This is a genomic window from Microbacterium luticellae (assembly GCF_050408645.1).
GTDB lineage: Bacteria > Actinomycetota > Actinomycetes > Actinomycetales > Microbacteriaceae > Microbacterium.
On the sequence record NZ_JBNTKE010000002.1, the window covers coordinates 165,379 to 190,391 of the forward strand.

At 58.3% G+C, this 25,013-nt stretch carries 33 protein-coding genes; 8 read left to right on the forward strand and 25 right to left on the reverse strand.

The window, feature by feature from the left end:
* Positions 1-231: 231 nt before the first annotated feature.
* From ACQUSW_RS06435 to ACQUSW_RS06545, 23 genes are all read right to left on the reverse strand, one after another.
* Positions 232-825, reverse strand: coding sequence for a hypothetical protein (locus ACQUSW_RS06435; protein ID WP_428931463.1), 594 nt, complete (start codon positions 823-825; stop codon positions 232-234).
* Positions 822-1,088 (reverse strand): hypothetical protein, encoded by a 267-nt coding sequence (locus tag ACQUSW_RS06440; RefSeq protein WP_428931464.1) that lies wholly within the window; start codon positions 1,086-1,088, stop codon positions 822-824. Before ACQUSW_RS06440 ends, ACQUSW_RS06435 begins: the two co-directional genes overlap by 4 nt.
* A gap of 376 nt (positions 1,089-1,464) precedes the next feature.
* Positions 1,465-1,767 carry a hypothetical protein gene (locus tag ACQUSW_RS06445; RefSeq protein ID WP_428931465.1) on the reverse strand — a complete coding sequence of 101 codons (303 nt, stop codon included), beginning with the start codon at positions 1,765-1,767 and terminating at the stop codon, positions 1,465-1,467.
* Positions 1,764-2,216: a hypothetical protein gene (locus tag ACQUSW_RS06450; RefSeq protein ID WP_428931466.1), complete on the reverse strand. Its 453-nt coding sequence runs from the start codon at positions 2,214-2,216 to the stop codon at positions 1,764-1,766. The genes ACQUSW_RS06445 and ACQUSW_RS06450 overlap by 4 nt, the downstream gene beginning before the upstream one ends.
* The gene (locus ACQUSW_RS06455; protein ID WP_428931467.1) at positions 2,213-2,521 is read right to left on the reverse strand and encodes a hypothetical protein; all 309 of its coding nucleotides are present in this window, start codon (positions 2,519-2,521) and stop codon (positions 2,213-2,215) included. The genes ACQUSW_RS06450 and ACQUSW_RS06455 overlap by 4 nt, the downstream gene beginning before the upstream one ends.
* A gap of 186 nt (positions 2,522-2,707) precedes the next feature.
* Positions 2,708-3,175, reverse strand: a complete 468-nt coding sequence (locus ACQUSW_RS06460; protein ID WP_428931468.1) for a hypothetical protein — start codon at positions 3,173-3,175, stop codon at positions 2,708-2,710.
* A 107-nt stretch (positions 3,176-3,282) separates the two neighbouring features.
* Complete coding sequence (locus ACQUSW_RS06465; RefSeq protein ID WP_428931469.1) at positions 3,283-4,491, reverse strand: AAA family ATPase; 1,209 nt, start codon at positions 4,489-4,491, stop codon at positions 3,283-3,285.
* Positions 4,492-4,562: 71 nt separating this feature from the next.
* On the reverse strand, positions 4,563-5,840 hold the full coding sequence (locus tag ACQUSW_RS06470) for a DNA cytosine methyltransferase (protein ID WP_428931470.1): 1,278 nt from the start codon (positions 5,838-5,840) through the stop codon (positions 4,563-4,565).
* Entirely contained in the window at positions 5,806-6,345 is a 540-nt protein-coding gene (locus ACQUSW_RS06475) for a hypothetical protein (RefSeq protein WP_428931471.1), read from the reverse strand. Before ACQUSW_RS06475 ends, ACQUSW_RS06470 begins: the two co-directional genes overlap by 35 nt.
* Positions 6,346-6,692: 347 nt before the next feature.
* Positions 6,693-7,181, reverse strand: a complete 489-nt coding sequence (locus ACQUSW_RS06480; protein WP_428931472.1) for a single-stranded DNA-binding protein — start codon at positions 7,179-7,181, stop codon at positions 6,693-6,695.
* Positions 7,181-7,327: a hypothetical protein gene (locus ACQUSW_RS06485; RefSeq protein ID WP_428931473.1), complete on the reverse strand. Its 147-nt coding sequence runs from the start codon at positions 7,325-7,327 to the stop codon at positions 7,181-7,183. Before ACQUSW_RS06485 ends, ACQUSW_RS06480 begins: the two co-directional genes overlap by 1 nt.
* Positions 7,328-7,329: 2 nt before the next feature.
* Entirely contained in the window at positions 7,330-7,869 is a 540-nt protein-coding gene (locus tag ACQUSW_RS06490) for a crossover junction endodeoxyribonuclease RuvC (RefSeq protein WP_428931474.1), read from the reverse strand.
* The gene (locus ACQUSW_RS06495; protein ID WP_428931475.1) at positions 7,866-10,475 is read right to left on the reverse strand and encodes a DNA methyltransferase; all 2,610 of its coding nucleotides are present in this window, start codon (positions 10,473-10,475) and stop codon (positions 7,866-7,868) included. Before ACQUSW_RS06495 ends, ACQUSW_RS06490 begins: the two co-directional genes overlap by 4 nt.
* On the reverse strand, positions 10,453-11,049 hold the full coding sequence (locus tag ACQUSW_RS06500; protein WP_428931476.1) for a hypothetical protein: 597 nt from the start codon (positions 11,047-11,049) through the stop codon (positions 10,453-10,455). Before ACQUSW_RS06500 ends, ACQUSW_RS06495 begins: the two co-directional genes overlap by 23 nt.
* 635 nt (positions 11,050-11,684) lie before the next feature.
* Complete coding sequence (locus ACQUSW_RS06505; protein ID WP_428931477.1) at positions 11,685-12,434, reverse strand: hypothetical protein; 750 nt, start codon at positions 12,432-12,434, stop codon at positions 11,685-11,687.
* Between the two features lie 696 nt (positions 12,435-13,130).
* A complete protein-coding gene (locus ACQUSW_RS06510) occupies positions 13,131-13,517 on the reverse strand; it encodes a hypothetical protein (protein WP_428931478.1) in 387 nt (128 codons plus the stop codon).
* 126 nt (positions 13,518-13,643) lie between these two features.
* On the reverse strand, positions 13,644-14,033 hold the full coding sequence (locus ACQUSW_RS06515) for a hypothetical protein (protein ID WP_428931479.1): 390 nt from the start codon (positions 14,031-14,033) through the stop codon (positions 13,644-13,646).
* Positions 14,030-14,863, reverse strand: coding sequence for a PD-(D/E)XK nuclease-like domain-containing protein (locus tag ACQUSW_RS06520; RefSeq protein WP_428931480.1), 834 nt, complete (start codon positions 14,861-14,863; stop codon positions 14,030-14,032). Before ACQUSW_RS06520 ends, ACQUSW_RS06515 begins: the two co-directional genes overlap by 4 nt.
* A gap of 120 nt (positions 14,864-14,983) precedes the next feature.
* Positions 14,984-15,202 carry a hypothetical protein gene (locus tag ACQUSW_RS06525; RefSeq protein ID WP_428931481.1) on the reverse strand — a complete coding sequence of 73 codons (219 nt, stop codon included), beginning with the start codon at positions 15,200-15,202 and terminating at the stop codon, positions 14,984-14,986.
* Positions 15,195-15,557 (reverse strand): hypothetical protein, encoded by a 363-nt coding sequence (locus ACQUSW_RS06530; protein ID WP_428931482.1) that lies wholly within the window; start codon positions 15,555-15,557, stop codon positions 15,195-15,197. Before ACQUSW_RS06530 ends, ACQUSW_RS06525 begins: the two co-directional genes overlap by 8 nt.
* The gene (locus tag ACQUSW_RS06535) at positions 15,558-15,902 is read right to left on the reverse strand and encodes a hypothetical protein (protein ID WP_428931483.1); all 345 of its coding nucleotides are present in this window, start codon (positions 15,900-15,902) and stop codon (positions 15,558-15,560) included.
* Positions 15,903-16,585: 683 nt separating this feature from the next.
* Positions 16,586-16,822, reverse strand: coding sequence for a helix-turn-helix transcriptional regulator (locus ACQUSW_RS06540; protein ID WP_428931484.1), 237 nt, complete (start codon positions 16,820-16,822; stop codon positions 16,586-16,588).
* 39 nt (positions 16,823-16,861) lie between these two features.
* The gene (locus tag ACQUSW_RS06545; RefSeq protein ID WP_428931485.1) at positions 16,862-17,098 is read right to left on the reverse strand and encodes a helix-turn-helix domain-containing protein; all 237 of its coding nucleotides are present in this window, start codon (positions 17,096-17,098) and stop codon (positions 16,862-16,864) included.
* A gap of 140 nt (positions 17,099-17,238) precedes the next feature.
* Between ACQUSW_RS06545 and ACQUSW_RS06550 the strand changes: the two genes are divergently transcribed.
* From ACQUSW_RS06550 to ACQUSW_RS06560, 3 genes are read left to right on the forward strand one after another with little or no spacing between them, the layout of a single operon-like run.
* Positions 17,239-17,697: a helix-turn-helix domain-containing protein gene (locus ACQUSW_RS06550; RefSeq protein WP_428931486.1), complete on the forward strand. Its 459-nt coding sequence runs from the start codon at positions 17,239-17,241 to the stop codon at positions 17,695-17,697.
* Complete coding sequence (locus ACQUSW_RS06555; RefSeq protein WP_428931487.1) at positions 17,694-18,092, forward strand: hypothetical protein; 399 nt, start codon at positions 17,694-17,696, stop codon at positions 18,090-18,092. The genes ACQUSW_RS06550 and ACQUSW_RS06555 overlap by 4 nt, the downstream gene beginning before the upstream one ends.
* An 8-nt stretch (positions 18,093-18,100) precedes the next feature.
* Entirely contained in the window at positions 18,101-18,679 is a 579-nt protein-coding gene (locus ACQUSW_RS06560) for a hypothetical protein (RefSeq protein ID WP_428931488.1), read from the forward strand.
* A 55-nt stretch (positions 18,680-18,734) separates the two neighbouring features.
* On the opposite strand, the gene ACQUSW_RS06565 is transcribed toward ACQUSW_RS06560, so the two are convergent.
* Positions 18,735-19,934 carry a site-specific integrase gene (locus ACQUSW_RS06565; protein ID WP_428931489.1) on the reverse strand — a complete coding sequence of 400 codons (1,200 nt, stop codon included), beginning with the start codon at positions 19,932-19,934 and terminating at the stop codon, positions 18,735-18,737.
* A gap of 273 nt (positions 19,935-20,207) precedes the next feature.
* Between ACQUSW_RS06565 and ACQUSW_RS06570 the strand changes: the two genes are divergently transcribed.
* The 5 genes from ACQUSW_RS06570 (at position 20,208) to ACQUSW_RS06590 (ending at position 24,058) form a co-directional block, all read left to right on the forward strand.
* Positions 20,208-20,444, forward strand: a complete 237-nt coding sequence (locus ACQUSW_RS06570; RefSeq protein ID WP_428931490.1) for a hypothetical protein — start codon at positions 20,208-20,210, stop codon at positions 20,442-20,444.
* Between the two features lie 22 nt (positions 20,445-20,466).
* Positions 20,467-21,015, forward strand: coding sequence for a hypothetical protein (locus ACQUSW_RS06575; protein ID WP_428931491.1), 549 nt, complete (start codon positions 20,467-20,469; stop codon positions 21,013-21,015).
* Positions 21,009-21,845, forward strand: a complete 837-nt coding sequence (locus ACQUSW_RS06580) for a hypothetical protein (protein ID WP_428931492.1) — start codon at positions 21,009-21,011, stop codon at positions 21,843-21,845. The genes ACQUSW_RS06575 and ACQUSW_RS06580 overlap by 7 nt, the downstream gene beginning before the upstream one ends.
* A 123-nt stretch (positions 21,846-21,968) precedes the next feature.
* Positions 21,969-23,465: a deoxyguanosinetriphosphate triphosphohydrolase family protein gene (locus ACQUSW_RS06585; RefSeq protein ID WP_428931493.1), complete on the forward strand. Its 1,497-nt coding sequence runs from the start codon at positions 21,969-21,971 to the stop codon at positions 23,463-23,465.
* Positions 23,466-23,491: 26 nt separating this feature from the next.
* Entirely contained in the window at positions 23,492-24,058 is a 567-nt protein-coding gene (locus ACQUSW_RS06590) for a DapH/DapD/GlmU-related protein (RefSeq protein WP_428931494.1), read from the forward strand.
* Positions 24,059-24,074: 16 nt separating this feature from the next.
* On the opposite strand, the gene ACQUSW_RS06595 is transcribed toward ACQUSW_RS06590, so the two are convergent.
* Positions 24,075-25,013, reverse strand: a complete 939-nt coding sequence (locus ACQUSW_RS06595) for an aldose 1-epimerase family protein (RefSeq protein ID WP_428931495.1) — start codon at positions 25,011-25,013, stop codon at positions 24,075-24,077.

Here is a 25,013-nt window from a genome sequence, read left to right on the forward strand (position 1 = left end):
ATATGTACCCACCTATTTCCAGACGTTCCGGTTCGCTGGTGAGCGCAACCTTGCTTCCGTGAAATGGCCCGCCGTAAAGTCCGACCGTGGACTTCGATGTTGCCTTGCCGCTACTTTCTTTGGCTTCTGCCGCACGCCTCATCCATCCGACGATGAACCCGTACCGCGTCTCACCGTTAATATCGCCCGGGAACTCTCTTAGTGATGCTTCTCTAGCTCTCCTAAGCGCACTCACTGTTCGCTCCCCTCGGTAGTGGTGTCGGTGGTGTTCTTGACGTATTCCTGCACGCCCCACAAGATCGCGTGGCAAGCCAGCAAGAAGTGGTGCCGGTAATCTCTCCACGACTCGACATCCTCGAAGTCCCAATAAATGTCGCGGTGATCGAGAACGTCTACAGCCTCTTCACTCGTAAGAAAATGCTCAGCCTCTTCAACCATCTCGTCCACGTCATGACGTGATCCGGCGATGTCGCGCACCCATGCCGCGAACTTGTCACTGCTGAACTCCACTGCATCACGGGCACCACGAGACAGTTTCTCCGCCCAATAGCCAGGGTTGATGTACCCGCCTATAGGGTTATAGAACCACGCGATCATGTCCCGCTCGCGAGTAAAGATATGCCCCTCGCCAATGTCACCGGTGATAGCCAACGACCCCGGCCACGTGATGATGTCGAAATATCCGATGCTCGTGCCGGGACTCTTGAACCGGATGTGTCGATATAAGCCGTCGTCGTGAAGAATCTGCATCTCGTGCTTCTCCACATAACCGAGTAGCTGCCGGTAAACCTTCGGATAGTGGTGCGGTTGCAACTCTGCGCTCACTTGTTCTTTCCTTCCATCCCGACATCGTTCAGCCATGCCGTGAGCGCGTCACGAATCTCACGCGCATCCTCAACCGACAAATGCGCGAACGACCCATGATCCTCACTGCGATTCACTCGCAGCCACACGAACGGCCCCTCCACGGCACCGTTGATCGTGTACGACATGACCGACGACGACTGCTGCACTTCAACAACCTCCTGTTGCGCTGTCTCGATCCGTGCGTAACCGATCAGCCCGCGTGGCCCCTCGAACCTGCTCATTCGTTCTTTCCTTCCGCCCTCATAACAACTTCCTGCCCGAACTCACGCTGCGCCCCGAGATTCAGGTAACAGACGGGGCATACGTCCTCACCAACCCATTCCGGGCTTGGTTCTGTGTGCCCTTCACGCATGCAGTAGGACTCTCGTGCTGGCCATTCCAGGTCGTAGATGCCTGTGCGCCTGTGTCGGTTCCATAGGCTGGGGTCGATACCGTGCCGTTCTAGTTCAGCGTCTGACCAGTCCCGCCAATGGTGCCGCTCCCATTCGTCCAGGGTCTCTACGGCCTCGTAGCCGGTCGCCGTCGCACAGTACGTGCCGTTAGCTTTCACTTCTGCCCGCGTCTGCCCGCACTGCAAGCACCTGTCTACCGGCATACTCACTTGTTCTTTCCTTCCTCGACCCGTTCCCACGGCCCGACTAGACGACGCACGAGAACACACCCGGCGTTACAGCGCTTCACATGCGTCCGCGCCCACTCTTCACTCGGCTCTTTGTGCGCATCCTCTTGAATCGCTTCCGGGATAGAAGTTCCGTACTCCCAAGAACCGCCCTCAACGAGAAGCCCTGCCTCACGCAACGCGTGGACAACTGCTGTCACGGCAAGGTGGTCTTCTTTCCAGACGTAAACGGTCTTGCTTTCTAAAGCTTCTGAAACAACTTGTTCCGGTGACCGGCTCACTTGTTCTTTCCTTCCAGCGCGTCGATCAGCCTCCGCATGATCGCCAGGTCTTTATCCGTCTCACGCGCCCACGACTTACCAAGCCGCGAATCCGTGAAGCGTGCTTCGGCTTCCGCGATCAACGCGGCATGAGCCGGCTGCACCCCAGGGGCGGCAAGGATCGCGTCCGCATAACGCAGCAGCAGCGGCCAACAGTGCGCACAATCCCGGCCCTCACCCGGCTCATGCCCACACCCACCAACCTGCGCGCCCGCCCTATCGAGAACATCCGCAATATCGTCACGGCTAGGCGACACGATGGGTACCGCTTCAAGTGCCGCACGCGCGTCACGTTTAGCCCGCAACCAAATAGGCAAGCGATACAAACCAGGCGACGTAAGAAACCGTCCATGCCCACGCGCTTTCAGAACCGCTCTCGCCGCCAGGTCAACCATCTCTTCACTAATCACCGCGCACCGTCCTTTCGATCTGCGACTTCCAAAACCGCGAAACCGCGTTCTTTCTCACCGTGATAGAACTGCCAAATCACGGTCTGTGCATGCCGGGTGGCACGCCCGTTACGGCGCACCACCCGCACCTTGGTTACTGCGAGAGTCCGATTCCCGCGAGTGTGTGCGGCGACCATCTTCAACCGGCCAACATGCGCCGTGTTGTTGCCGACGAACAGCGCCACTTTCGCGCCTTCCATGTCGTGAATCTTTCCGAGCGGCAACCGTGGAAGCTTCTCTAACGCTTCAAGATTCACTGTCGTCATCCTCAGCTTGTTCGGCTGCGCACTGAGCACAGCACACAGGGCAAGGGCACCCCGCTCGCAACATCGGGCTACAGTCACACATCGTCGTCTTCCTCTGTTTCTTCGCAATAACACGGCTCCCACAACGGCTCAGGGTCAACCGCGACAAGCGACCGACCATAGCCACGACAAAACTCACACTTAGGGTCATGCATCGGACTTCTCCGGCCAGATACGACGACCCGCAATAATCGTGTCGTCATCGAAATCAGCCCACCCATCACAGCAATGGTCGTTATAAACGAACGTGCCATTCTTCGCGAGAGCCGAAACATCTGTATTGGGGTAGTCGCTGAACCGGATAAGCCACAACTCGCCGTCAACAGCGTCATGCCACGGTTTACGGGCAGGGTGCGCCTCGAAATAAGCGCGCGCCGTGGCCGCACCAAAAGATGTGCTCTGTTCAGCCGCGCCACGAACCCATGTGATGCTTCCCCCGGTTCTCTCGTTGAGCACGATCACCTCGTGTTCGCTCAGGGGAATAGCCACAAAATCATCGTCCGGCTTCTCACGCCACCGGCCTAGTTCTTCATCACGCAGATGCTGATAGAACTCGATACGCGCCTCATGCGCGGTGGACGTATCTACTTTCGCCCGCCGCCCAAGCTGATCCACCGGCACTCCTTTAGTGCTAAGGTGCACGCCGTTGCTTGCTGTAAACACTTCATTTCTCCCTGTAACTAAAAAAGCCCCTCAGTGAGGGGCTGAATCTTCTATATGGGTTACGCGGCCACTTGACCGTCTTCGATAATCACGCCGACACGATCGGAACCGACTCGTTCGATCCACACCTGCATGTCGTTGTCGGCGGCGATCTGAGTAATGAGTTTGAGGTTGTCGCCGTCGAGCAGTGAACCGTCCATGATTCGGACGACACGTAGGCGCGGGTTAGCGGCGATCGCCATAGCTAGCGATACGCGAATCTGTTCCGCGCTTGACGCTTGGCTGAACGGCACTCCGTTGAACGTCACACCGGTGTCATCGAATCCGAGACCGTCGACCGGGAACTGTGCTTTGCTGAGCGCGGCCGCTTTCTTCTTATCCAAGTCGCGAATACGTGACGTCAAGTCGTCGTACTGCTCACTCAGCTTGTTCTTCTGCGCGTGCTGTTCGCGTGCATGGTTGTTGGCGCGGATAGCGGCGTTAGTTTCTTCCACGCTCGCGAGTCGCTGTTCAAGATCGGCGGTCGTTTCACGGTTACCGAGTGTTTGTACATGGTCGGCTGCCGCTTCCACGTCCACGCGCGCTTCTTCGAGCTTCACCTGTAGCGCGGCGATCTGTTCGGTGAGCGACTCCACGGCCGCTTCGCTGCGGTCAAGCTCTGCTTCTGCCGCATCAACCGCACGGTTGTGCGCCTGCCGATCTTGAATCGCACGGATCAGTTCACTAGCCGACTGCTCGACAGTTGGAAGATCGGCCACGATCGGCACTTCACCGATCGCTTTCTCTTGCCGGCCAACTTCGGTGCGATCGTCGTACAAGCGGGCACGTTTCGCGTCGAGCTCGTCGATGTTCAGGTCAAGTTCCACGAGGTTGAGCAGCGCTTCACGTTGCTCTTTCTCTTTCAGTCGTGTGAACGCGAGCGGGTCGAACGACAACCGTCCGACAAGCCCATCAAGCAACGCTTGTGGCGACTTGAACACTGCACCGTCTGCTGACTCCACTTTCACTGTCGAGTATTCGCCGCGCCACGTACGTGTAACGATGATGTCGCCGAGGTCAACCGTCACTCGTGCGGACTCTTCACCCTCTCGGATGGGTTTCGCTGTCTTGTTCCCTTCACGGCCACCGAGTGCCGCCCAGATAGCGTCGAGCACGCTCGATTTACCTTGTGCGTTACGGCCACCGACAACAACAAGGTCGCCTTCTGGTGTGATTTCTACGGCACGTAGTCGCTTGTAGTTCTCGGCGACGAGGCTGACAATTCGCATTAGTTTCTCCTGTTTTTTGGTGTAAAAAAGCTCCCACCGTTTGTGGTGAGAGCGTCAATGGATGGTGTTGATTAGCGCATGAGTTTCAACGCTTGTAGCGCTTGCTGGCTGACTACGCCGTTACCGAGCATCCGTAGCTGTGCGCGCCACGAAACGTCGATGCTCGTGACCCATCCTTCGTCTAGGCCCATCATCCATTCGACGAACTGTGCTGTTACGCGTTTACCGCCCTGCGGGCCGATCTCGACGGGCTCCGGCGCTTCGCGACCGAGCAGCTGTTCCCACTGTCGAATCGCAGGCTCATACTCACCCCAGTCGGTAGCCGGTTTCGTGTACACGAGTCGCGTGACTAGGTGAGTAGATTTCTCTGGCGGGCGCCCGCTCGTACGCGGCATCCCAAAATCAGCATCGCCCGCTTTCGGTGTCGGCAGTAGGTGAGTGACGACATCAGCGACCGACACGGAATGTCCACCGGCGCGCCGTTTATCGGGGTTCTGAGCGCCGCCCCGCGTACCGAGCGAAGCGTCTGGTGTTGGCAGTAGCGCGTATCCGATCGTTTCCGTGAGGGTGCCGTTACCAGCCTCGACGTGCCGACGTGCACTAGGTGCTGTCAACGAGTCGTTGTGATCCGTAGCGCGTGGTGTTGGCAACAGTTTCGCTATGTCTCTCAGTTGTGGCGCGAACTTCGATTTCTCAATGTCCTTCGCCCCCCCGTACCGTCGCTCTGAATCGGTGTCGGCAACAGTTTCCTGTCGTGTTGCGAGAACAAAGACTCTAAACCGTCCATGTGGCGCGCCGACATCTGATGCTCGAACACCACGCCATTCTGCATCGAACCCGAGATCGGAAAGGTCTCCGAGAACACGCCCAAGCGCCCTGAGAGAAGGTCTGCCTGTGTTGTCTCCCAACAGTCCCTCTGACTGTTCCATCTCGCTATCGGCGTCGCTGACTGCTGTCGCACTGTAGGCTCCCCTCACATTTTCCCAGACAACAAACTGTGGCCGTAGGACAGCGATCGCTTCACGCATCGCCACCCACAAGTTCGACCGAGTACCTTCGCTCATGCCGGCACGTCGGCCGGCTGCCGACAAGTCCTGACATGGCGAACCGCCCGCGATAATGTCTGGCCGTTCCACTTGTGACCAGTCGATCTGTGTCACGTCACCAAGGTTCGGAACTCCCGGCCACCGTTCCGCGAGCACCCTCGACGGTGCAGGCTCGAACTCGCAATGCCATATCGTGCGGGCACCAAAAAAGGCCTCAACCGCTAAGTCAAGGCCACCGTATCCGCTGAACAAACTACCGACTGTTAGCTCATTCGAGCTTCTTACGTCGAGACTCTTTCTCACGTCGTTTCATGTCTTTCTCAAGTTGTTCAAAAACTGGCGCGTATTGTGCCTGCCAGTCGAACCAGTCACGGAAATATCCGCACTCTGGCGTGCCACAAACAACGTCGATGCTGTCCTTGAAGAACAGTGGAGCTCGACGCCATAAATGTGGCTGTAGACAGTTCGGGCATCGCATATGCGGAATGTGGCGCAGTTCGGCTTCGGCACCTTTCCACCGTGCAAGCGCCCGCTTCATCCGCTTCGTGAACACGACCGCCTGCAACGCACCGTCGATCGTTGAAATACGCTGATCGCCGGTCGCCGCCCACGTCTGGATACTGTCGTGCGCTACCCCGATCGCTTCATCAAGTGATGCTCGAGCCGGTATCGGCGGCGCGCCGAGTCCATCGAGAATGTCGTCGGCGGCGAGCCACGAATCTGGGATAAGAATGGTTCCCTCAACGGATATTGATACTCGTTCGAGTGGCTGTCCGTTGCCCTCAATGGAACGTAGGTGAGCGACCATCCATCCGGCACGGTCGAGCAGATTCCGAAGCTGTCCGTAACACGAGTGGCATAAGTAACCGTTGCTGGTTTCTCTCGGCGCACACCCACGGCATGTCGCCGTATCGGCGCACGTCGCGAAGTGGATACCGTGACGGCGGCACGGGTGAGGGCGATCCCTTTCCGGAACCGCCCTCATGTGCGCCGTGGCCGTGATGCACGGCTCACTCATAGAATTTTCCTCCCGGATCGTTCTTGCACGGAATCTTCGACCGGCCGTACGGGCCGGTGCAATGGCCGCAACGGTGCTGTGATGCTTGCCGCCTGGCCTCACCATCGGCCCACATCTCTTCGGTTTCTCGCAGCCGCCTAGAACGGCGTATCGTCGCCAAAGCCGACACCACCTTCCGGTGCCCAACCTGTCGCGGGCTCTTGTGTCGCCCACGAGGTAGCGGGCGAACTGTTGACGGGCGCGGAATGTCCACCGGCTTGACGTGTCGCTCGTGTCACCGTTGCTGTCGCGTAACGCAACGACGGGCCAATTTCGTCAACCTGCAACTCGATAGACGTGCGCTTCTCGCCCTCGCGAGTCTCATATGACCGCTGCGTGAGCCTGCCCTGCACGATCACGCGCATGCCCTTCGTGAGCGAACCCGCAACATTCTCGGCCGCTTCCCGCCACAAGCTGCACCGCAAGAACAGTGCGTCGCCGTCCTTCCACTCCCCGGATGCACGATCGAATGATCGTGGCGTGGAAGCTACAGTGAAGTTCGCTACCGGCAGTCCGCTCTGCGTGTATCTCAGTTCCGGGTCAGCGGTCAGGTTTCCAACCACCACAATTTGTGTTTCGCCAGCCATTATTTGCCCTCTTTCCCGAGAAGATAGTCCTCAAACGTTTTCGCGATATTCACGACTACTTCGGCTTCATACGCGCCGACCTGCTGTTCGGAAGCGATCTTCACCGCATGCACCAACGCCTCCCGGCGCACCTCTAAATCGTCCATTCCTAACTGCCTTTCTCCATGATTGTGTTGAGTGCTGATCTGTTTGTTTCGGGTAGCTCGGGGTCGATCGGTCTCCCGAGCATTCGTGCTCCGATAGCGACAAGGGCGACCGCATCCGCAATGTCATCGCTCCCGTCAATGCGGAACTGTGGATAACGTGCCGTGACCTGTTCGACCACAGCCTGCTTCCCTGCCGCGCCGTTACCGGTCGCATACTTCGCGCGCGTCTTGGGTGGCACGACGATCACCGGGGATTCGGTGAGCATCGACACACGTCTGGCGACGGCCCACCAGCCAGCGGCGATCTTCCCTCGGTGTGGCGACCGCGCGTGGTTCACGAAGCCTTCAAGAACCACGATGTCGTCCGCTGCGAGGTCGGCCCACGCTTCGACTTCATCCGCGATCTGTTCGATCCTGTGCACGATCGACTCGATCGATCCGTCATCTTTCGGTGAACGAATGATGCACGTGTCGGTCGAGCCGTCATCGCACAGCACGGCAAGGCCGGTCGATGTCAACGAATAGTCGATACCGAGGATCACGCCGCACCTTCAAGTTCGAGAAGGTCGAACAGTGACGGTGTGGCCTGTGACCGGTCGAGTTCCTGCTGATACATCACAGCGTCACGGAACGATGTCGGATTCAACTCGGATGCTCGCCCGTCACGGCCAAGTTTCCGTGCACGTAACGGCACGGTTCCGAGGCCACCGAACGGGTCATAAACGAGGTCGCCCTTGTTCGAGTACCGTTCGATCAGCCTGTCCACAATGTCGAACTGCAACGGGCACACGTGGAACTCCAGTGCGCGGCGTGACTGTTCACCGTTGAGGGTGAGCATCCGGTTCACGTCGTCCCACACGTCCGGTCGCCATGACCCGGGGTCGAGGCTCTTGAACGTTGACGGGAGGGCTTTACGAGCTTCGAGCGCTTCACCGGTCTTGACGTGCGCGGCATAGTCGTACACGTTCGCGCGCGTCTGTGCCTTGAATAGTCGCGACCGGTGTTTCGGTTCGATCGCCACCATCTCTTCGGGTGTGAGCAGACGGTTACCGGATGATCGCCAATCGGCTGCTGCGTCGATCTGCCAGCGTGCCAGCGAATAGTCGGCAACGGTTTTCGTTACCCGTTCGTCGGCATACCCTTTCGACCTGTCCGACTGTGGTTTGTGGAACAACAGAATGTATTCCGGTGAGCCGACACCCATTTTGGTGCCGTCTTTCCGCATCTCGGTGTATCCGAGTCGATACGTTTGGTTGTTCTCTCGCACCACGTCGGTGGTGACGGTAATCATGCCCATGTAGTCGAAACCATGCTTTAGGCCGTGTGCGAGCGCTTCGGCATGGAACGGTGACACGGTGGGGATACCGGCGCCGGTGACGTTCCCGAACTGGATACGGTCTTTCACGTGGCATGCGTAGATCCGGCCAGGTTTCAACACACGTAACAGTTCCGGTGTCAGATAGTCCATCTGTCGCCAAAAATGTGTGTTGTCGTCCGTGTGGCCGAAGTCGTTGTATGACGGCGTGTATTCGTAATGGTTCGAGAATGGGATGCTCGTGACGACAAGATCGACACTGTTGCTGTCCATGTGGTCGCGGGTTTCGAGCACGCAATCGTTTAGCGCGACCGTCCACCCTGTGCCGGACTCTTCGACCCGCTCGACTCCCATCGACCGTGTGAGCGCTTGACTAATCGCGGCAGGGTTGAGTCCGAACTCGCGGATAACGTCACTCATTGTGTCGGTGAGCCGGTCGTGTTCTTCCCACTTTTCGAGCAGACTGTCACGCACTTCTGATTCCGTTTCCGCGTAGATCAGAGTGATGTGACAGTCACGTGTCTGCCCGAACCGTTGGATACGGTGCACGGCTTGGATGGTGTCGTTGAACTTGTGCGCCACACCGACGAAAACCGCCGTATTCGACTGCTGCAAGTTCATGCCCTGCCCCAGCTGTACCGGCTTACCGATCAACGCGAACGTTTCCCGGTCACGCCAAGCATCAAGTCGACGTTCTGCTTCGTCGTCATCGAGCCCGCCGTGAACGGACGAGAACGATAACCCTTCTGCAGTGAGCAGCTTTTCGAGCAAGTCTTGTTCGCTGTTCAAGTCACACCAGAGGATGATCTGTTCACCCGTACCGTGTGTCTTGACGTGTTCGCGAACGAGCGTGAGCGCCCGGCCGATACGTGCCGACACGGTTTCGCGTTTCTCACGCGCCGTCTCCACCAGTGACTTCGCGCCCGCACGAACAAGCACGCCCTGCCCGTCATGGTCAACCTGGTCAGACTGAACCTCGACCTCGACAACATCCCACGTGATCGACAGTCCCGGCAGCGCATAACCTTCATCCGAATGGCCAAGGTCAGCCGGTGACTGCACGAAACATGCCCACGTGTTCAACCACAGCCAGAACTCGCGCTCCTTATGCGGATACAACCGCAGGTTGTTCGCTTTCGTAGAGTCTCGTTGGAAGAACCGTGTCAACGCCTGGCCGGTGTCCATGATGCCGAGGTAGCCCGCATAGTGAATGAGTTCTTTATGCCTGTTCGGCGCCGGTGTCGCTGTCGCCACAAACCGGTACGGCACCGTGTCGAACAGACTCAAAAACGCTTGATACGTTTTCGACCCGAACGACCGCAGCACAGACGCTTCATCAAGCGAGACAGCATCGAACCCGTCGACAGCGAGCCTGCCGTCACGCACCGACTCATAATTCGTGACATAGATTCCCGACCATTCCGGGTCGATCTGCTCCGTACGGCGAATGAACCGCACCTCGATGCCGAGCAGGTTCTTACCGTCACGGATGAACTCGCCCCGCACACCCAGCGGCGCGATAATCAACGCCCGGCCGTTAACAACCGGCGACGAAGGATGCGTGAGAATCTGCCGCAGAGCCTCCATCTGCATGACACTCTTACCGAGCCCGAACTTCGCGAAGATCGCCCGCCTACCGCCCTGCACGGCCCATTTCACAATGTCCCGCTGATGCGGTTTGAAGTCGGGGTGTTCCGGTTGGAAGATCGGCGCGAGGTCGGCATCCTCGATCGTGAATCCGAACGTCTTATCGAAAGCGACTTTCTCTCGAATGAACTGCTCATAGGTGTCGGTCGGGTGGACGAAAAACTCAGGCGACAAAATAGCGCTCATGTGAAGCTTCCTTCTCTAACGAAATAACCCCCGCCGAGGCGAGGGTGTGGTTGGTGTTTTTGAGTGCGCGCATGCGTGCCGCCACGTAGTGCCGATGTCGGCCTACCTTGTCGGCTATCTGCTGTGCGTCCATGCCCGCAGCGATAAGCTCCGGCAACATGTCGTCAAGTGTCGGTTTACGTGTGACGTGGATACCGGCTTTGAGTCGAACCGATTTGACGTAGACGATGCTCGCGCCGGTCGCAGCTGCTGCGTCTGCATCCGTGTGCCCGTTTTTGACGAGCTCGATAATCCGGTCAGCTTTTGTTTCTGCGACGTTCGGCGGTATCTCCATGCGGCGGCGTGACTGCGATACTCGCGTGAACGAGGTGTTGAGTCTGGCGGCGATCTCTTTGTCGGTGAGACCTTGTCTGTGAAGCTCGCGAATCTGATCTTGGAACTCGACCGTCCTGCTGTCGCCTGTCGCGCTTGAATACCGCCGACGTGTCGTTACTGCCTTCCGGGCCTTTTTGGTGACCTCGCGGGCGACGGCGGCTTCCTGCGCCTCCATTCCGAGGATGTCTGCGAGCGTCATGCCAGCATCGAACCGTTTACGGAACCGCCAGTCTCCGACGTACCGTCGGTGCACGTCTGCACATGAGAGTTCCGCCGGGCAGCGTGACGAGTGGCATCCGCGTGAGAATCCCGCCGGCTTGCCGTGAGGGAAGGTTGGGTCGAACAAAATTGAAGAACTCACTACAACGCTCCTTAGTTGTCGTGTTGGCGCATGAACATGAAAATGGTGACGGTGACGGCGAACGATATGGCCACTAGCGCGAATCCGATGCCGACGATGGAATAAACCGCTGCCCAGAAACTCACTTCGCACCTCCGGCGAGTTCGCTATCCCAGTTGCCGCGAACAAACTTCGGCAACGTGATGTTTCGCTCCCTGCACGTCTTACGCACGCGCTCGACAGTGCAACCGAGCCTGTGCGCGGCGACTGGTGCGGGCGCGCCACCTACCACTGCTGCGACGATCCGGTCATCGAGAGTCGCTTCATCTTTCGGAAAGTGCACGCCTAGAACGACCGTGCACGCCTCGCTGACGCTGATCTTTGAACGTTCAGCATGCTTAGCGATGCGAAACCAGAGCCTCGAATCGATCTGAACAGTCTGTGTCGACACTCGTATCAACTCCTTTCAACAAAAAAGCCCCGCATGTGCGGGGCTACGACAAGCCGTTGTCGTGAATGTGTTTCTCAATTTCGGCGGGCGATCTTGTGATCGACCCGATCACGTACGCGGTTGGCGCACGTGGTGGTTCGTCGCGTTTACCGATGATCCATAACGCGATCGTGAGAGCACCGAGCTTGGTGAGGTTCATACCGAGTTGGTCACTGAGTTTCGCTTGCACGCGTTCCACGTCGATGCCGTAGCTGCTTGCCATGCGGTTTTGTGTTGGAGATAACTCGTCCGTCGCTTCGCGCGCACGTGTATCTAGTGACTGACTCTCGTTAACGTAAGTATTAGTCCTCTGACTCTGACTCTGACTGTGCTTTGAGTTGGGTTCTTCCAGGTTCCCTCTGGGTTTATTCAATAACCCACTGGGTTTCTGTTGGGTTTCGTCGGGTTTCTTTCTCGGGCGACCGCCCTTCGCGCCATTAGCGCGAGAGACTTCCGCTAACCGTTCCCGCTCTGCACGTGTCTGTTGATGCTTCGCATACTCGCGAATCACATAGTCCGTACCGTCACGCACAACTAGCGGTCGCGTCGGATGTGAGCGCATGAGAGCTTCGAGATGATCTTGGCTCCACAAGAACTCTGCGTCCTCGGCCGCGAACCGTCCATCGTTATCAGCGATACGTGCTTCACCGTTCATTTCTATGAACGTCCACCGGACTTCTGGCGGCAACCGCTTTATCTTCGGATGCCGATGTACGTCGTTCGGAAACGTCATATAGAGGCGTTTATCTTTCATGCAACCGCCTCGACAGATACTCGCACTCGACACGTTGGCAGTCCTCGTTGGGCGCGCAACGGTTGAAGTTCGGATGCACGACGTGGAACCCCGGACACCTGTCGTTCGAGCATTCTCGGTGAAAGTCGAAGTGTCGCGTGAGCAGTCCCTCGCATGAGAGTGTCGGCTGAACACCTAACGCTTTCGCTACCGCGTAGTCGTAGTGGACAGCTGCCGCGAAGCATCGTCTGCGTGCGTGGAATGTCACAGGCGGGCCGACGGGCACATACAAGTTGTGCTCGAACCGGTACGACTTTTGTCGTACGGTGACGGGCTCCATGCACTGTGGGCAGACACCCTCGCTCTCGTACCTTTCCGCACGTCGAGCGATCTCTTCCGCAGCCTGCGCCGCCCACTGTTCCGAGCACGGCGAGATTTCGCCGCACTTGTGGCAGGTGCCGTAATGCTCTGGGAGCAGATACACCGATGCTGGATACTGAACCATCGAAACGTGCCGGTTGTACTTCGAGTAGTCATACAGTTCACCGTCTGGCCGCAGAATCATCCGTAGCCGGTCGTCTTTCCAGCCGGTTATTTCGTGTACGCGCCACGGCTTGTGACGCATTCCTGCCCGGTCGATCGCGAGCACGCAACCTTCTTTTATCCAACTGACATTGAAGATCGCACGGCCTTCTGTCGGCCTCCATATTTCGCGCATTATCCGTCCCTCCTTTCTGCTGGTATCGCTTCACCACCTACGGTGAGCGTGAGTTGACGGCCGTCCCATGTGACGATCGGGATAGCGGCCGGGTTCTTGTACTGCGCGACGCGGAACCCGCGCTCGGCCGCTTTCGTGGGGTTTCTTTCGATCTCGCTGTGGCATCCGGTGGTGGCTGATCCGTGCACGAGCACACCGTTTTGAGGTTGGCCGGTGTCTTTCAACCGGGAACCTCCCATGCCCCGCGCACGTCGATGCTGGATCGAATATTCACCCCAGTCGATGCGAACGGCACCCCCACACCATTGGCAGATAGGGGTGCCGTTCGCGTCACTGTCACGGTTGATGATGATCCACCGTGTCCTTGGTGTGAACTTGCTAGTCACGCAAGCTCCGAATCGCGCCGCGCCGTGTCCGATACATGCGCTGACGTTGCCCGTCCGATGTGAACCAGACCGTCACGACGCGACCGTTGTAGAACACTGGACGCTTATAGACGCGCGCTTTGCGTTTCATGGCTTCACTCCGAAGTTCCGCAGTGCGCGCGATATGGCGGCTGTCTCGGCCGTTTCCAACGGGTATTCGGCTGACACTTCATCCGTATCGTGCCGTGAACGTGTGGCTGATGCTGACGCGCGTGGCATTTCGATCTCGCCATCGAACACGTATGCGCGTGCCAGCCATGCGCCGTCGCCCATGTCCGTCACGTCGGTGTGAACGCGCCCGTTTGGGCACTTCCGGTAGAACGCTTTCAGCCGGTCACTGACGCTCGTAACGTCATCGTCGGCAGGCTCACGTGTACGTCGGGCAAGCCTCGACGCGCGATCGTCTTTCGGAATATCCGGCAGAATCTGAGCAATCATGTCAGCTTCGTCCGAGGTCAAACATTCTTCGTTGCTCATGCTGCGTTACCTCGATCGATGTGGTCGTAGATGATGTAGTTCGGTGGGCGCACGATCTGGATGCCGTCGGGATAGCCGGGCCATTCGTCGGTATCGAGTGCTGTGCGGAATCGGCGGCGCGCTTCGAGCGCACGTTCCCGTCCGATGTCTTGGTAGTCCTGGTCGAGCACGTGAACAGCCGTGAGGTACGGCGGCTCCTTCTCGACGACGATGAACACGAAAGCTTCCACCGGGTGATCGGCGAACAGTGCCGCGTCACGGTAGTGAGCTTCTTGGATGTGGTAGCCGAATGATCCGACCGACCGGGCGAAAGCTTCAGGTGACGCTTCACCGGCTGTCGTTTTCAAGTCGGCACCGACGACCTTCTCTGTCTGGCTGAGGAAGTCGAACCGTGCACGAATCTCAACGCCTGTTGTAGGGCACTCGCCGAACACGGACACTTCCGCGTTGCCGGCTTGTTCGAGAATCACGCGCGCATCCTTATGCGCGAGTACAGACTCTGACATGGCGTTGACAGTCTCGGCGACGCTGGCTTTCACCGGCACAAGACCATCGAGCCGCGCGTTAGCAACAAACTCTTTCGCGGCTTTCGTGGACACGGAACCGTTAGCGCCTAACAGTTCCTCGGGGATGACAACAACGTTCCAGCCTGTGCCTAGAACTTTCGTGTGAACGGCTGTTCCTAGGTCGAACTCGGGCCGTGACGGGCGTGTGTGTGCTTGTTCGTATGCGAACTTTGCCGGGGCTACGAGTAGTTGACGGGCGCCCGTTGACGAGAGCGCCGGGTGCGCGTGGTACTCGGTTTCGGGCATGTCAAGGACGATGCTCATTAGTGGCCTTTCACCAGATAAATGCCCACCACGTGAGCATTGATAGTTGAACTAAAAAAGCCACGGCGAGTGTGGCCGTGGCTGTAATGAACGCGGTTGGTTTCCGCCTGCGTATGACTCTCATCGTCTGCGAGCCAGCATGAACGGTGCTTGAATGATCACGATGTAGGCGTAAATGAACTTCACGATCGGGCTCAACGTCACACCGTTACCGGCAATCTCGTTGATGCCCTGCGTGATGAACACTGCGGCGGTCAGATAGATGAATACGATGAACGCGATGACCGTCAGCCATACCAACAGCATGACGAGCGGTCGTGTCTGATCCTTGTCACTCAACGGTTTTCCCACTTCCTACGATGATTCGCGCTTCGTCGAGCGCGAGCGATAGTTCCCACACGATGGACTTTCGGCCCATGCGTGACGGCCGCGTGTGGCCGGATGGTCGAATAACTTTGTGGTGCGTATGCAACTCAGACAGTCGACGTTTGATGTTGTGCCAATCGGTGAAGATCGGCCAACGTTTGAACTCGGCACGGTTTGTGTACGCGGTTGTGAGCTCGTCGGCTGTCATCGGCTTCTCTGCCAATAGGTGAAGCAGCGCGTCTTTGAGTGCTGCCGAATTGTCTTGATTCAATGCCACAACCGCATCATGGCTAGTCGCCGGGTCGGTAGCGTGAGCTAAATGTTTCACTTATCCCTCCTGGGATGGTCGCGGGTTCGCGTCCCATAGTTCTTTCGTCGTCCACAAGATCGTGACGATCGATGTGCTGCCGTCTGTGTGGCTACCGGCGATCGCTATACGCTCACCTATCCACAGCCATGTGCCGTGATCGGGCACAAAACGGACACGTAACGGCGCTTTCAGCGTCAACAGAATCTCGTCGAAGGTGACAGCTGCCTGTGCACGCATGAGCTTCAACCGTTCACGCGCGTGTGCCGTCACTTCGACACGTTCGAGGTCGATCTTCGGCACGCCAGACACTTTCACGGCACCGGATAGCGGATCGGACTTGTCGTAGCCGTATTGGGTGCGCACTTTCTCTAACAGCAAGTGGGCTGCGCCAGGCCGAATGTTCCCCGGCACCGATATAACGGCACCGTCCGGGAACTGGTAGTGAGCAGACCTGCTCTTACCGCTGTTCCTGCTCGAGTGACGTTCGGTTCGCCTCGCACCTAGTGCGCGGAACTCTTTATCTAACCGTTTGTCAGGCTTCCTCCAATATGAGCTCACGTGGCTCCTTTCTGGTTTTGAATATGAGAAGTGCGGGCGACCGGTTTCCTGCCAGTCGCCCGCACACTCCAACCGCTTACGTGTTGGAGTAAAAAAAGTTGTGCACCCTTGTTGGTGCTTCCCTTTCGACCACATCCGATAGCGGTCACTCGCCCTTTCCCTGCACCCCGGCTTCTCCGTCCACTCAACGGCCCGTAGCGTGCGTGCTTGTCATCCCCATAAGTGGCTTGCTGTCGTCCGGTGCCGGGACATACCGGGCCGTAACAACGGAATGACGTATCAGCGTGTCTCTGTGTGGAGTTCTCGATGTGCTTGTGCGACCTGTTTTTGGGTGCACTAAGTACCGGTGGGGCCGGTAAGAGCTCCCACTGGCGGTTCGGAGTGCTACTCCGAACGAGAGTCGGTGTCGGGGCGGGTCGATTCCCACCAGTTCGCGAGCGCGATAATCAGCAACGTGGCTGCGGGGATGACGAAGATTGGGACACTGTTCATTTCACTGGCCGTTCTGTCGGTCGAGACTTCAGCCATTCGTCGAGATCAGCGACGCGGATGACGGGCCGTGACGACGGATACCGTGCTATCAAGTCGTTGTTTCGGATAGCTTGTTCGATGATCGAGCGCGATACGCCGGTAGCTTTCTGCGCTTCATCGAGGGTGAGCGACAACCGCACGTCGGTTGTCACCGGCACGTTCGCCGGAGACTTGGATACGATGTTCTTCAACATGAAGGGTGTTCTCTTTCGTGTTCTAATCCCGTCGCGCGGCTACGCGGCGGGATTACTTTTTTCAGCGCCCACCGGGTTCGCGATGTATTGGCTCAGTGCTCCGACTGTGTTCGCGATGTACTTGTCCGTCACGTGCGCGGCTTTACCGTTTTCGACTCGTGACAGGTACGAGGGTGAGCGACCGGTCAGTTGGGCTGTCTGGGTGACTGTGAGCCCTGCTAGTTCTCGAAGTGCGCGGATGCTTTCGCCTGCCGCCTTCGCTGCTGCCGTCCTCATAGGTAAGAACAGTACAGAGTTACCCAGAGCAATGCAAGTAGCTTTCGAGTGAAGTTACCCACATGGTTGGCTAAATGGGTAACTTATGCTTTACTGTCCCTATGACTACCAGAGGGAATGGGCAAGAACTGCTTCGCGGCATGGTTGATGTTGATGCCCTAAATGCCGAAGAAAGGGCCGCTCTTGGGGAAACGGTCAGAGAAATAAGAACCGCGCGTGGACTCACTCAAAGCGAGGTCGCTGAGGCCGCTGGAATCTCCCTAAAGACGTACGGAACTCTCGAACGTGGTGTTCGCGCGGCGCATGCCGGCAACCTTCGTAAAGTGCTCGAAGTGCTCGGTGTTCCACAAGTTTCCGACCTCGACCGGTACGACGAGGACACTCGCGCGTTTATCGCGTCTACTGCGCCGATCTTCCAGAATCTTCCGCAGCATGCTCGGGCGACAGCGCAAACCGATGTCGTGTTGATGCTCGGTAGCAGGCTCGCACAAGCGTCGAGGCTGACGGCTCTCAATGTCCCTGGTCTACAGGATGATGTGGCACTAGCTGCCTATGACGATCATGATTGGCAGGCGAGACAAGAGCAGGAGAATGAATGAACCCATTCCGCGACAAGAGCGTCGTTGATTGGATCGATGATCTGGGGGTCACGTTGGAATACACCAACGACCTCCCCTCGTACCGGCTGGGTGCGTACCTCGATGACGAGCGGCGCATTCTTGTGCGGATGGGGCTAACGCATGTTCTTGAACAAGAGACTCTGCATCACGAATACGCGCATGCGCTGTATCGCGATCGGTCATGTCATCCGGCTACCGAGTGGCGGGCATGGCGTGAAGCGGCTCGACTGATTGTTGATCCGGTCGCATATGCGCGCGCTGAGCGGTTGAGTCTTGATTCCGGCTATATTGCTCACGAGCTCGGCACCACGAAGCGCGTGATTGATGTTTACCGCCAAGGTTTACTGCGTGGTGAGATTCGGTTAGCTGCGTGATCGGAGTAATGGTGAAACGTATTTGGTTAACGGCCGTGGTGGTGGCCGCATGTCTGCCGTTGACGGGCTGTATCGCCGCGATGATCCCCTCGGAGCCTCGCAGCGCGCCGGTCGCCGCGTCGGAGACTGTCGAAGAGACTGCGGAACCGTTAGCAGACGATCTGCCCACTGAACCATTACCGGAGCCCGCCGATGTCGAGACTGTCGACCTCAGCGGCTTCACCGAAGTGAGCGATCGAGAGTTCTCCTTGATCGCTCGTGATGCAACAGCACACGTCGGCACAGAACTGATCGTTTACGGTCGCATCTTCCAGTTGGATGCTTCGTCGGGCAAGTGCATGATGCTCGTTGATCTTGAAGGGTCGATGAAAGATACATCGTTCGACTACACGCATTCGGCAGCGGCCGTGTCAGGAGACTGGGAGTACGACTGCCCGATCTTCGATGAACTCATGGAGAAAGACCATGTGAAGCTGTGGGTCACGGTGATGATGACATTCACCTATGACACTCGCATCGGCGGATCGAACACGGTGCCGCTCGTGCTCGTGCATGATGCCGAGATTCTTCCCGCGCTAACTTATTGACACGTTGAAACAAAAAAATCGCCCGACACCGTGAAAGTGTCGGGCGATTTGACGTTTATGTTCCTAGGCCGGTGATGCCAAGGTGTTCGGTGAACATCTTCATGGCCTCTTGGCGGCGTATGAGCTTGTGGCGTGACTTGTATCCTCGTGTTGTCATCCGGTCGGCGTGTCCGACTATCTCGACCACAACATCTTCGGGCACGCCCGCTTCGAGCAGCAGGTCGACGGTTGTGTGACGCAGGTCGTGCAGGCGTACGCGATCGTCGGTGTACTGTTTCGATGCGGTTTCCCACGCAGCAGTAACAGTGTCGGGGTCGAACGGTAGACCTTCGGGCGTGGTGAAGATTAGGCCGTACTTGTTCTTTGGTGCGCGCTGCAGGTGCAAGCGAAGAATCGTCGCTAACGGCTCGACTATCGGGATGACACGTTTACCGGACTGTGTTTTCACCGGCACCAGGTAGAGGCTCCCGTAGAGCTCACGGTATTCGTAGTCTTTCGGGGCGTTATCGATGCTCGCGATGCGCTGTATCTGCCAGCGTAGGTCGTAGGCGTCCGGCGACAGTTGATCGAGTTCCATGCCGATTAGCTCGCCGCGCCTCATGCCGGTGAGTAGTGCGACTGCCCACATCGCCGGGTATGGACTGTAAACCTCGGTGCGGCCGTCAAGCTCGGGTATCGCTGACTCGATAACTTTCACGGCCTGGTCAACGTCGAGCGCGTGCAGCTGCGGGACTTCTTTTCGTGGCGCGTCTACGACCTCGCAGGGGTTCCATTCGAGGATGCCCTCAGCGCGCGCATCTTTGAGGCAGCGTGACAGTATCCGGTGCGCGGAGTTCGCATAGGTTGACGTGAGGCCGGCTTCGTCCATCGCGTCGTGTAGTCGCCGGATGTGCGCCGGTTTGAGTTTGTCCATGCGTACGTTGCCGATCGCGGCGACGACGTGCGCCATTGTCGACTTGTACCCTCGAAGAGTGGTCGGACGTACCCGGTCGGGTGCTATCTCGGATAGCCAGTATTCGATCCACGCTTCGAGTGGTTTACCTGCGTCTGGCAGGTCGCCGTGGATAGCGAACTGTCGGCGGAACTCGCGAAGCTTCGCTTGGAGCAAGTCTTTAGTTTTGGCCGTGACTTCTTTGCGTCGCCGTTTGGTGGACGATCCGGCAGGTAGTTCGATCCGCGCTACCCATAGGCCGTGCGGCGGGTTCCGTTGGAACAGTGCACCTTCGCCATGTCCTCGACGTTGTTTCGTTGCCATGTCAGTAACCTTTCTCCGTCACGCCCGGTACACCCAAGTACACCCATAGCAGTACGGAACCGTACGGAGCCATACGGGGAGAATCCGTATGTTTACGCGGTTTATCGCGTATTTCCGTATCAATATTTTACACTGAAAATCGAAAGGTCACCGGATCGATGCCGGTCGGAGCCACAAGGACCGTCGTTACAACGGTCCCAGAAACCCTCGCGTAGCTTCTACATCGCGGGGGTTTTGCTTTGCCCTGGTGCGTTACCGGGGATGCCTGGCTTCATGACCGTCCCCGTGCTCACGCCTTTTCCGCGACCGGACGCAACACGCCGTTACTCGTGCGGACATAACGGCGTGTTGTGCCCTGTGGCAAAGGAGTGCCTGCCGCTGCCCTGCGCGACCGGGCAAGACACGCCGCATCCGGATGCTGCAATACGGCATGTTGTGACCGGCGGCGAAAGCAGCACGCCCAACGCCCGCGGCTCCACACACGTGGCAGTGCGCACGGCCTGTGGATAAGACCGCTCCCCAAAATCTTGATGTGGCTACAGTCATCGACGTGAACCTTCTCCCCCGAATCTGCGCCGCCACCGTTGCTCTCGTGCTCGCCACCACAATTGCCGGATGCTCGTCACCCACGACCACGCCAACGCCCACACCAACCCCTGACCCAACATTCACAGAAGAAGAAGCATTCGCGCTGGCCGAAGAAACGTTCCGGGAGTACTTGGCCGAGATTGAAACGCTGGACTACACAGATATTAGCGACATAGACCGTTTGGCGCGGTTCTCGACAAAATCATATTTTGCTGGTGAACGCAAAAGTGTTGTCAACGGCATCCTCGACGGCCAGTCCATAGTGGGCAGCACAGAACTTTTATGGTTTCGGCCATACGAAACTATTGACAACACAACGGTGATTGCACTCATCTGCGAAGACATCAGTAATGCGCACATCGTCGATAGCGACGGAAAAAAACTGACTCCCGATGACCGACCCGACCTGTCTGCCCGACGAATAACCTTCAAGCAAGACGGCGACATGTTCATAATCGCCGCAGCTGAGGCAGTACGGACCAAAGAATGCTAGAAGTACTTGTTGCGCTATTACTGACGACGGGGTTGGACAAAACACCTAGTGCTTCATCAGACTGCGGTTATTGGGGCAATCTGGATCGTTGCCCATGGGCCGAGCCCGACGATGACGGCGGCGTGAACGTCGGCGATGAGTGGGATTTTCCGGGAACACCGGGAGGGGACAACAGTGGTCCGGGCCCGGATGGAGGGGATAACGCTGACTGGGGTGACGGGCCGGGCGATAGTGATGGCCCGCAGGAGTCTGACTTCGACCGGTGTCTAGAATATTTTGATGACGCACGGCTGTGTTTTGTGCCGATTGGTCCGACAGACCCCGATGATGAGGGTGAAAACGCTATTCCGCCGGTGACGATCAGCGATCTCGCCCGTTTTGTTCCCACCGATACGACGCTGATCGTTGAGCCGCTCAATATTGCTATTACGGGGCGCCCCGCCAATTTTGTGGGCGACGCGCAAACGCACATTGCCGAGGGCACTCTGTTCGATTACCCGATACGTGTGCGGTTCACGCCGGTCGAGCACCACTACGATTTTGGCGACGGTAACTCGATCACCACAACCGAAACCGCGTTCACGTGGGCAGAAAGCGACCTCCTCACTTTCACGCCCACCGCGACGAGCCACATCTATGCTCAGCGCGGCACAAAAACAGCATCGTATACGGCCACGTACGTTGCCGATCTCGACTTCGGCGGTGGCTGGTACGCCATCCCCGGCACGCTCAACGGCCCCACGGTCACGCAGACCGTCACGGTGTACTCCACGCGCACTGTTCTCGTTGATGCTCCGTGTACCGTCAATCCATCAGCCCCCGGATGCTAATAACCAGCGCCGCCGGACGAAACACGCCGCTACGCTCGCCCCATAACGGCATGTTGCGTCCGGTCGCGAAAAAGGCGTACGGGGCAGCCCTGCCCACACGCGCACCCGTGCCACACTGGGTTCATGCCCACTTCGTCGCTGGATCCTCGTCAAGAACGCCGCCTGCCCGAAACGCTTAACGAGTTTCAGCAGGCCGAGGGGCATCCGCATTTTCGAGTCGATATTGAGCGCATAAGGTTCTCACCGTTCTATTCGCGACTCTCGGCCGTGACGCAAGTAATCTCGCAGGCGGGCGCCGGTCTTGCCGTGCACAACCGGCTCACTCATTCGATTAAAGTGGCCGCGGTTGCTCGAGCTATAGCCACTCATCTTTATACGCGCACCGATGAAGCCAGTCGCACGGTTGCCGAGCTGGGCGGCGCGCATCCGGTAGTGGTTCAAGCGGCCGCGGCAGCGCACGATTTGGGGCATCCGCCGTTCGGTCACCTGGGTGAGCAGACTCTCGACAGGCTCGCGCGCGACCGTTTTGGTTTGCGTGAAGGGTTTGAGGGCAACGCCCAGACGTACCGGATTCTTACGCGCCTCGATGAGCACGATCGCCCTGGTGTAGGGCTCAACCTCACGGCTGCTGTGCGCACGGCAGTATTGAAATATCCGTGGCGGCGCGGCCTTGGCGGGCAGCGTCGCGGTGGGGCCACCAAATACAACTTTTATGCGATTGACGAGCAAGACGCCCGGCAAGCACTCACCGCATACCCGCTCATCGAACCAGGCCAGCAGACTGTTGAGTGTTCCATCATGGATGTCTCTGACGACATCGCCTACTCCTTGCACGACCTCGACGACTTTTATCGCGCTGGGCTTCTCAACGCCACGACGCTCGCAAACGAGTTCCATTCGTGGCAGCGCAACCTGGCTCGCCTGCGCACGGCCGATGAAGAAACTCTCGCCGTCAACACCCGAGCCCCCGGCCACTCGCTCGAACTACTGTGGCGTCACCTTCACCGCAAAGACTCGTGGATTGCCGACCCGGATGCTTTTAGCGATGCCGTAACAAAAGTGGCCAGCGAAGTGGTCGACGGCCTTATCGCCGAACCTTTCGACGGTTCGCTCGCAAGCGAACGGGGCCTGGCCCGGTTCACGACCGACTGGATCGCGCGTCTGCAATCATCGATCGAAGTACACCGGCATCCGGACGACCGCTCAGGCCACGTGAGCCTCAACAAACAGACGTGGCATGAGGTTGCGGTGCTGAAATTTTTGCACCAGCGGTTTATTCTCGAACGCCCCGACCTTGCTGTCTATCAGCGCGGTCAAGCCAGTGTGCTCGAGCGTCTCGTCGACGGCATCACCGCGTGGCTGGACGACCCTTACGATGCGCGCCGCGCACCCCGCCGACTCATCGACCTGCTCGACCTCGCCGCCGACGACTACCGTCGCCTCGCTGCTGACTCCCCCGAACTCGTCGAAGGAAAAAGCAGCGCCGACCTACAGCGGCTCGCCCGCGGCCGCGGCATCATCGACTACGTCGCATCGCTCACCGACGCACAGGCGCTCTCGGTCGACGCCCTACTCTCGGGCCACACCGAACGCCTGTGGGATGCCGGGCAAGGGCTCTAGACGAAACAAGAGAGGGCTTATTTGCCATGGAAACGGACGACTTTCTTTCGCGGATGAATGCTGGCGAAGCAGCCGGGCCGGGCACAGATCTGGCACACAAGATGAATGAACTCGCCGACGAAGCCATTCGCCTGTGCATGGAACTCAATAGTCGATACACGACGCCGGAAGAGCGCGTCGAGATCATGTCTCGCATCACCGACCGGCGGGTACCCGACTCATTCCGTCTCTTCCCTCCGTTCACCACCGATTGCGGTAAGAACACTGTCTTCGGCGAACGCGTATTCATCAACAGTGGTTGCCGGTTTCAAGATCAGGGCGGTATCCGTGTCGGTGACGACGCACTCATTGGCCATAATGTCGTACTCGCATCGCTCAACCACGATCTTGACCCTCAGCACCGTGCAACGACTATTCCACGGCCCATCATCATCGGCAACGGCGTGTGGATCGGCGCGAACGCAACCGTACTCGCGGGAGTGACCATCGGTGATGGCGCCGTTGTTGCAGCGGGGGCTGTCGTCACCCGCGACGTGGCGCCGCGCACCGTAGTCGGCGGGGTACCGGCCCGCGTTCTCCGCGATCTCGACTAACGCGCGCCCACCTCGGCTACAGCGTAAAGATGCGCCACGAAGCAGCGTGTTCTTCGCCCGGCTCGATAATAATTAGGTCGGTGCCCGAGTTAAAAGCATCCGGTGGACAGGTCATGGGTTCTACAGCCAGACCGGCGCGATGCGAAGCAGGTTTGTTGGGATTGTCGGCGGTGTGAATTTGCACCCACGGCAGGCCCTCGTCAAAAGCGATTCCTACGCCTGAGCCATCGGTAGTGCGCACTTCGACCGTCGCGAGGTCGCTGTCACGCGTGAGACCGGTGAACGCATAGTCCAAGAAGGTGGTACCGATTTTTCGTGGTTCGCGGAAGTCCCACGCGGGGTGGGCATCGATGCTTTCTACCGCCACAGGCAGCAGCCGTTCATCGACGGTAAGAACTTCGGATGCCGGTAGCCGCAGTATCCACTCATCTACCGCTCCCGCCCCCGGTGCCGGGGTTGCCGTGCCCGCCTTCAAATATGGGTGCGGCGCGGTGCCCCATGGTGCCGGATCAGCGCCGAGGTTGCGGCCGGTGACCGTTTGAGTGAGCCCCGAAGCGTCGATGGTGTATTCCACTTCGACCTCAACCCGGAACGGGTAGCCCGGCATGGGCGCAATGATCGTGGTGAGCACGATGCGGTCGGCCACAACCACGCGTTCCTGAAAATCGACCCACGACACCAGTCCGTGAATCGCATTATTGCGCGCAGGCTCACTCAGCGGCAGCTGATATTCCGAGCCATTAAACGTGTAGGCGCCGTTAGCAATACGGTTGGGCCAGGGTGCGAGCGTGGCGCCGCGGCTGTGCGGGCGCAGCTCATCGGCATCGAAAGGTACGATCAGGTCTCGTTCGTTGTGTTGCAACTGGCGCAGCGTAGCGCCAACTGTTGCGATCGTTGCCTCATAACCATTCGCGCGAATCTGAAGCTGCCGCCCCGAACGTTCCTGAACTCTCAT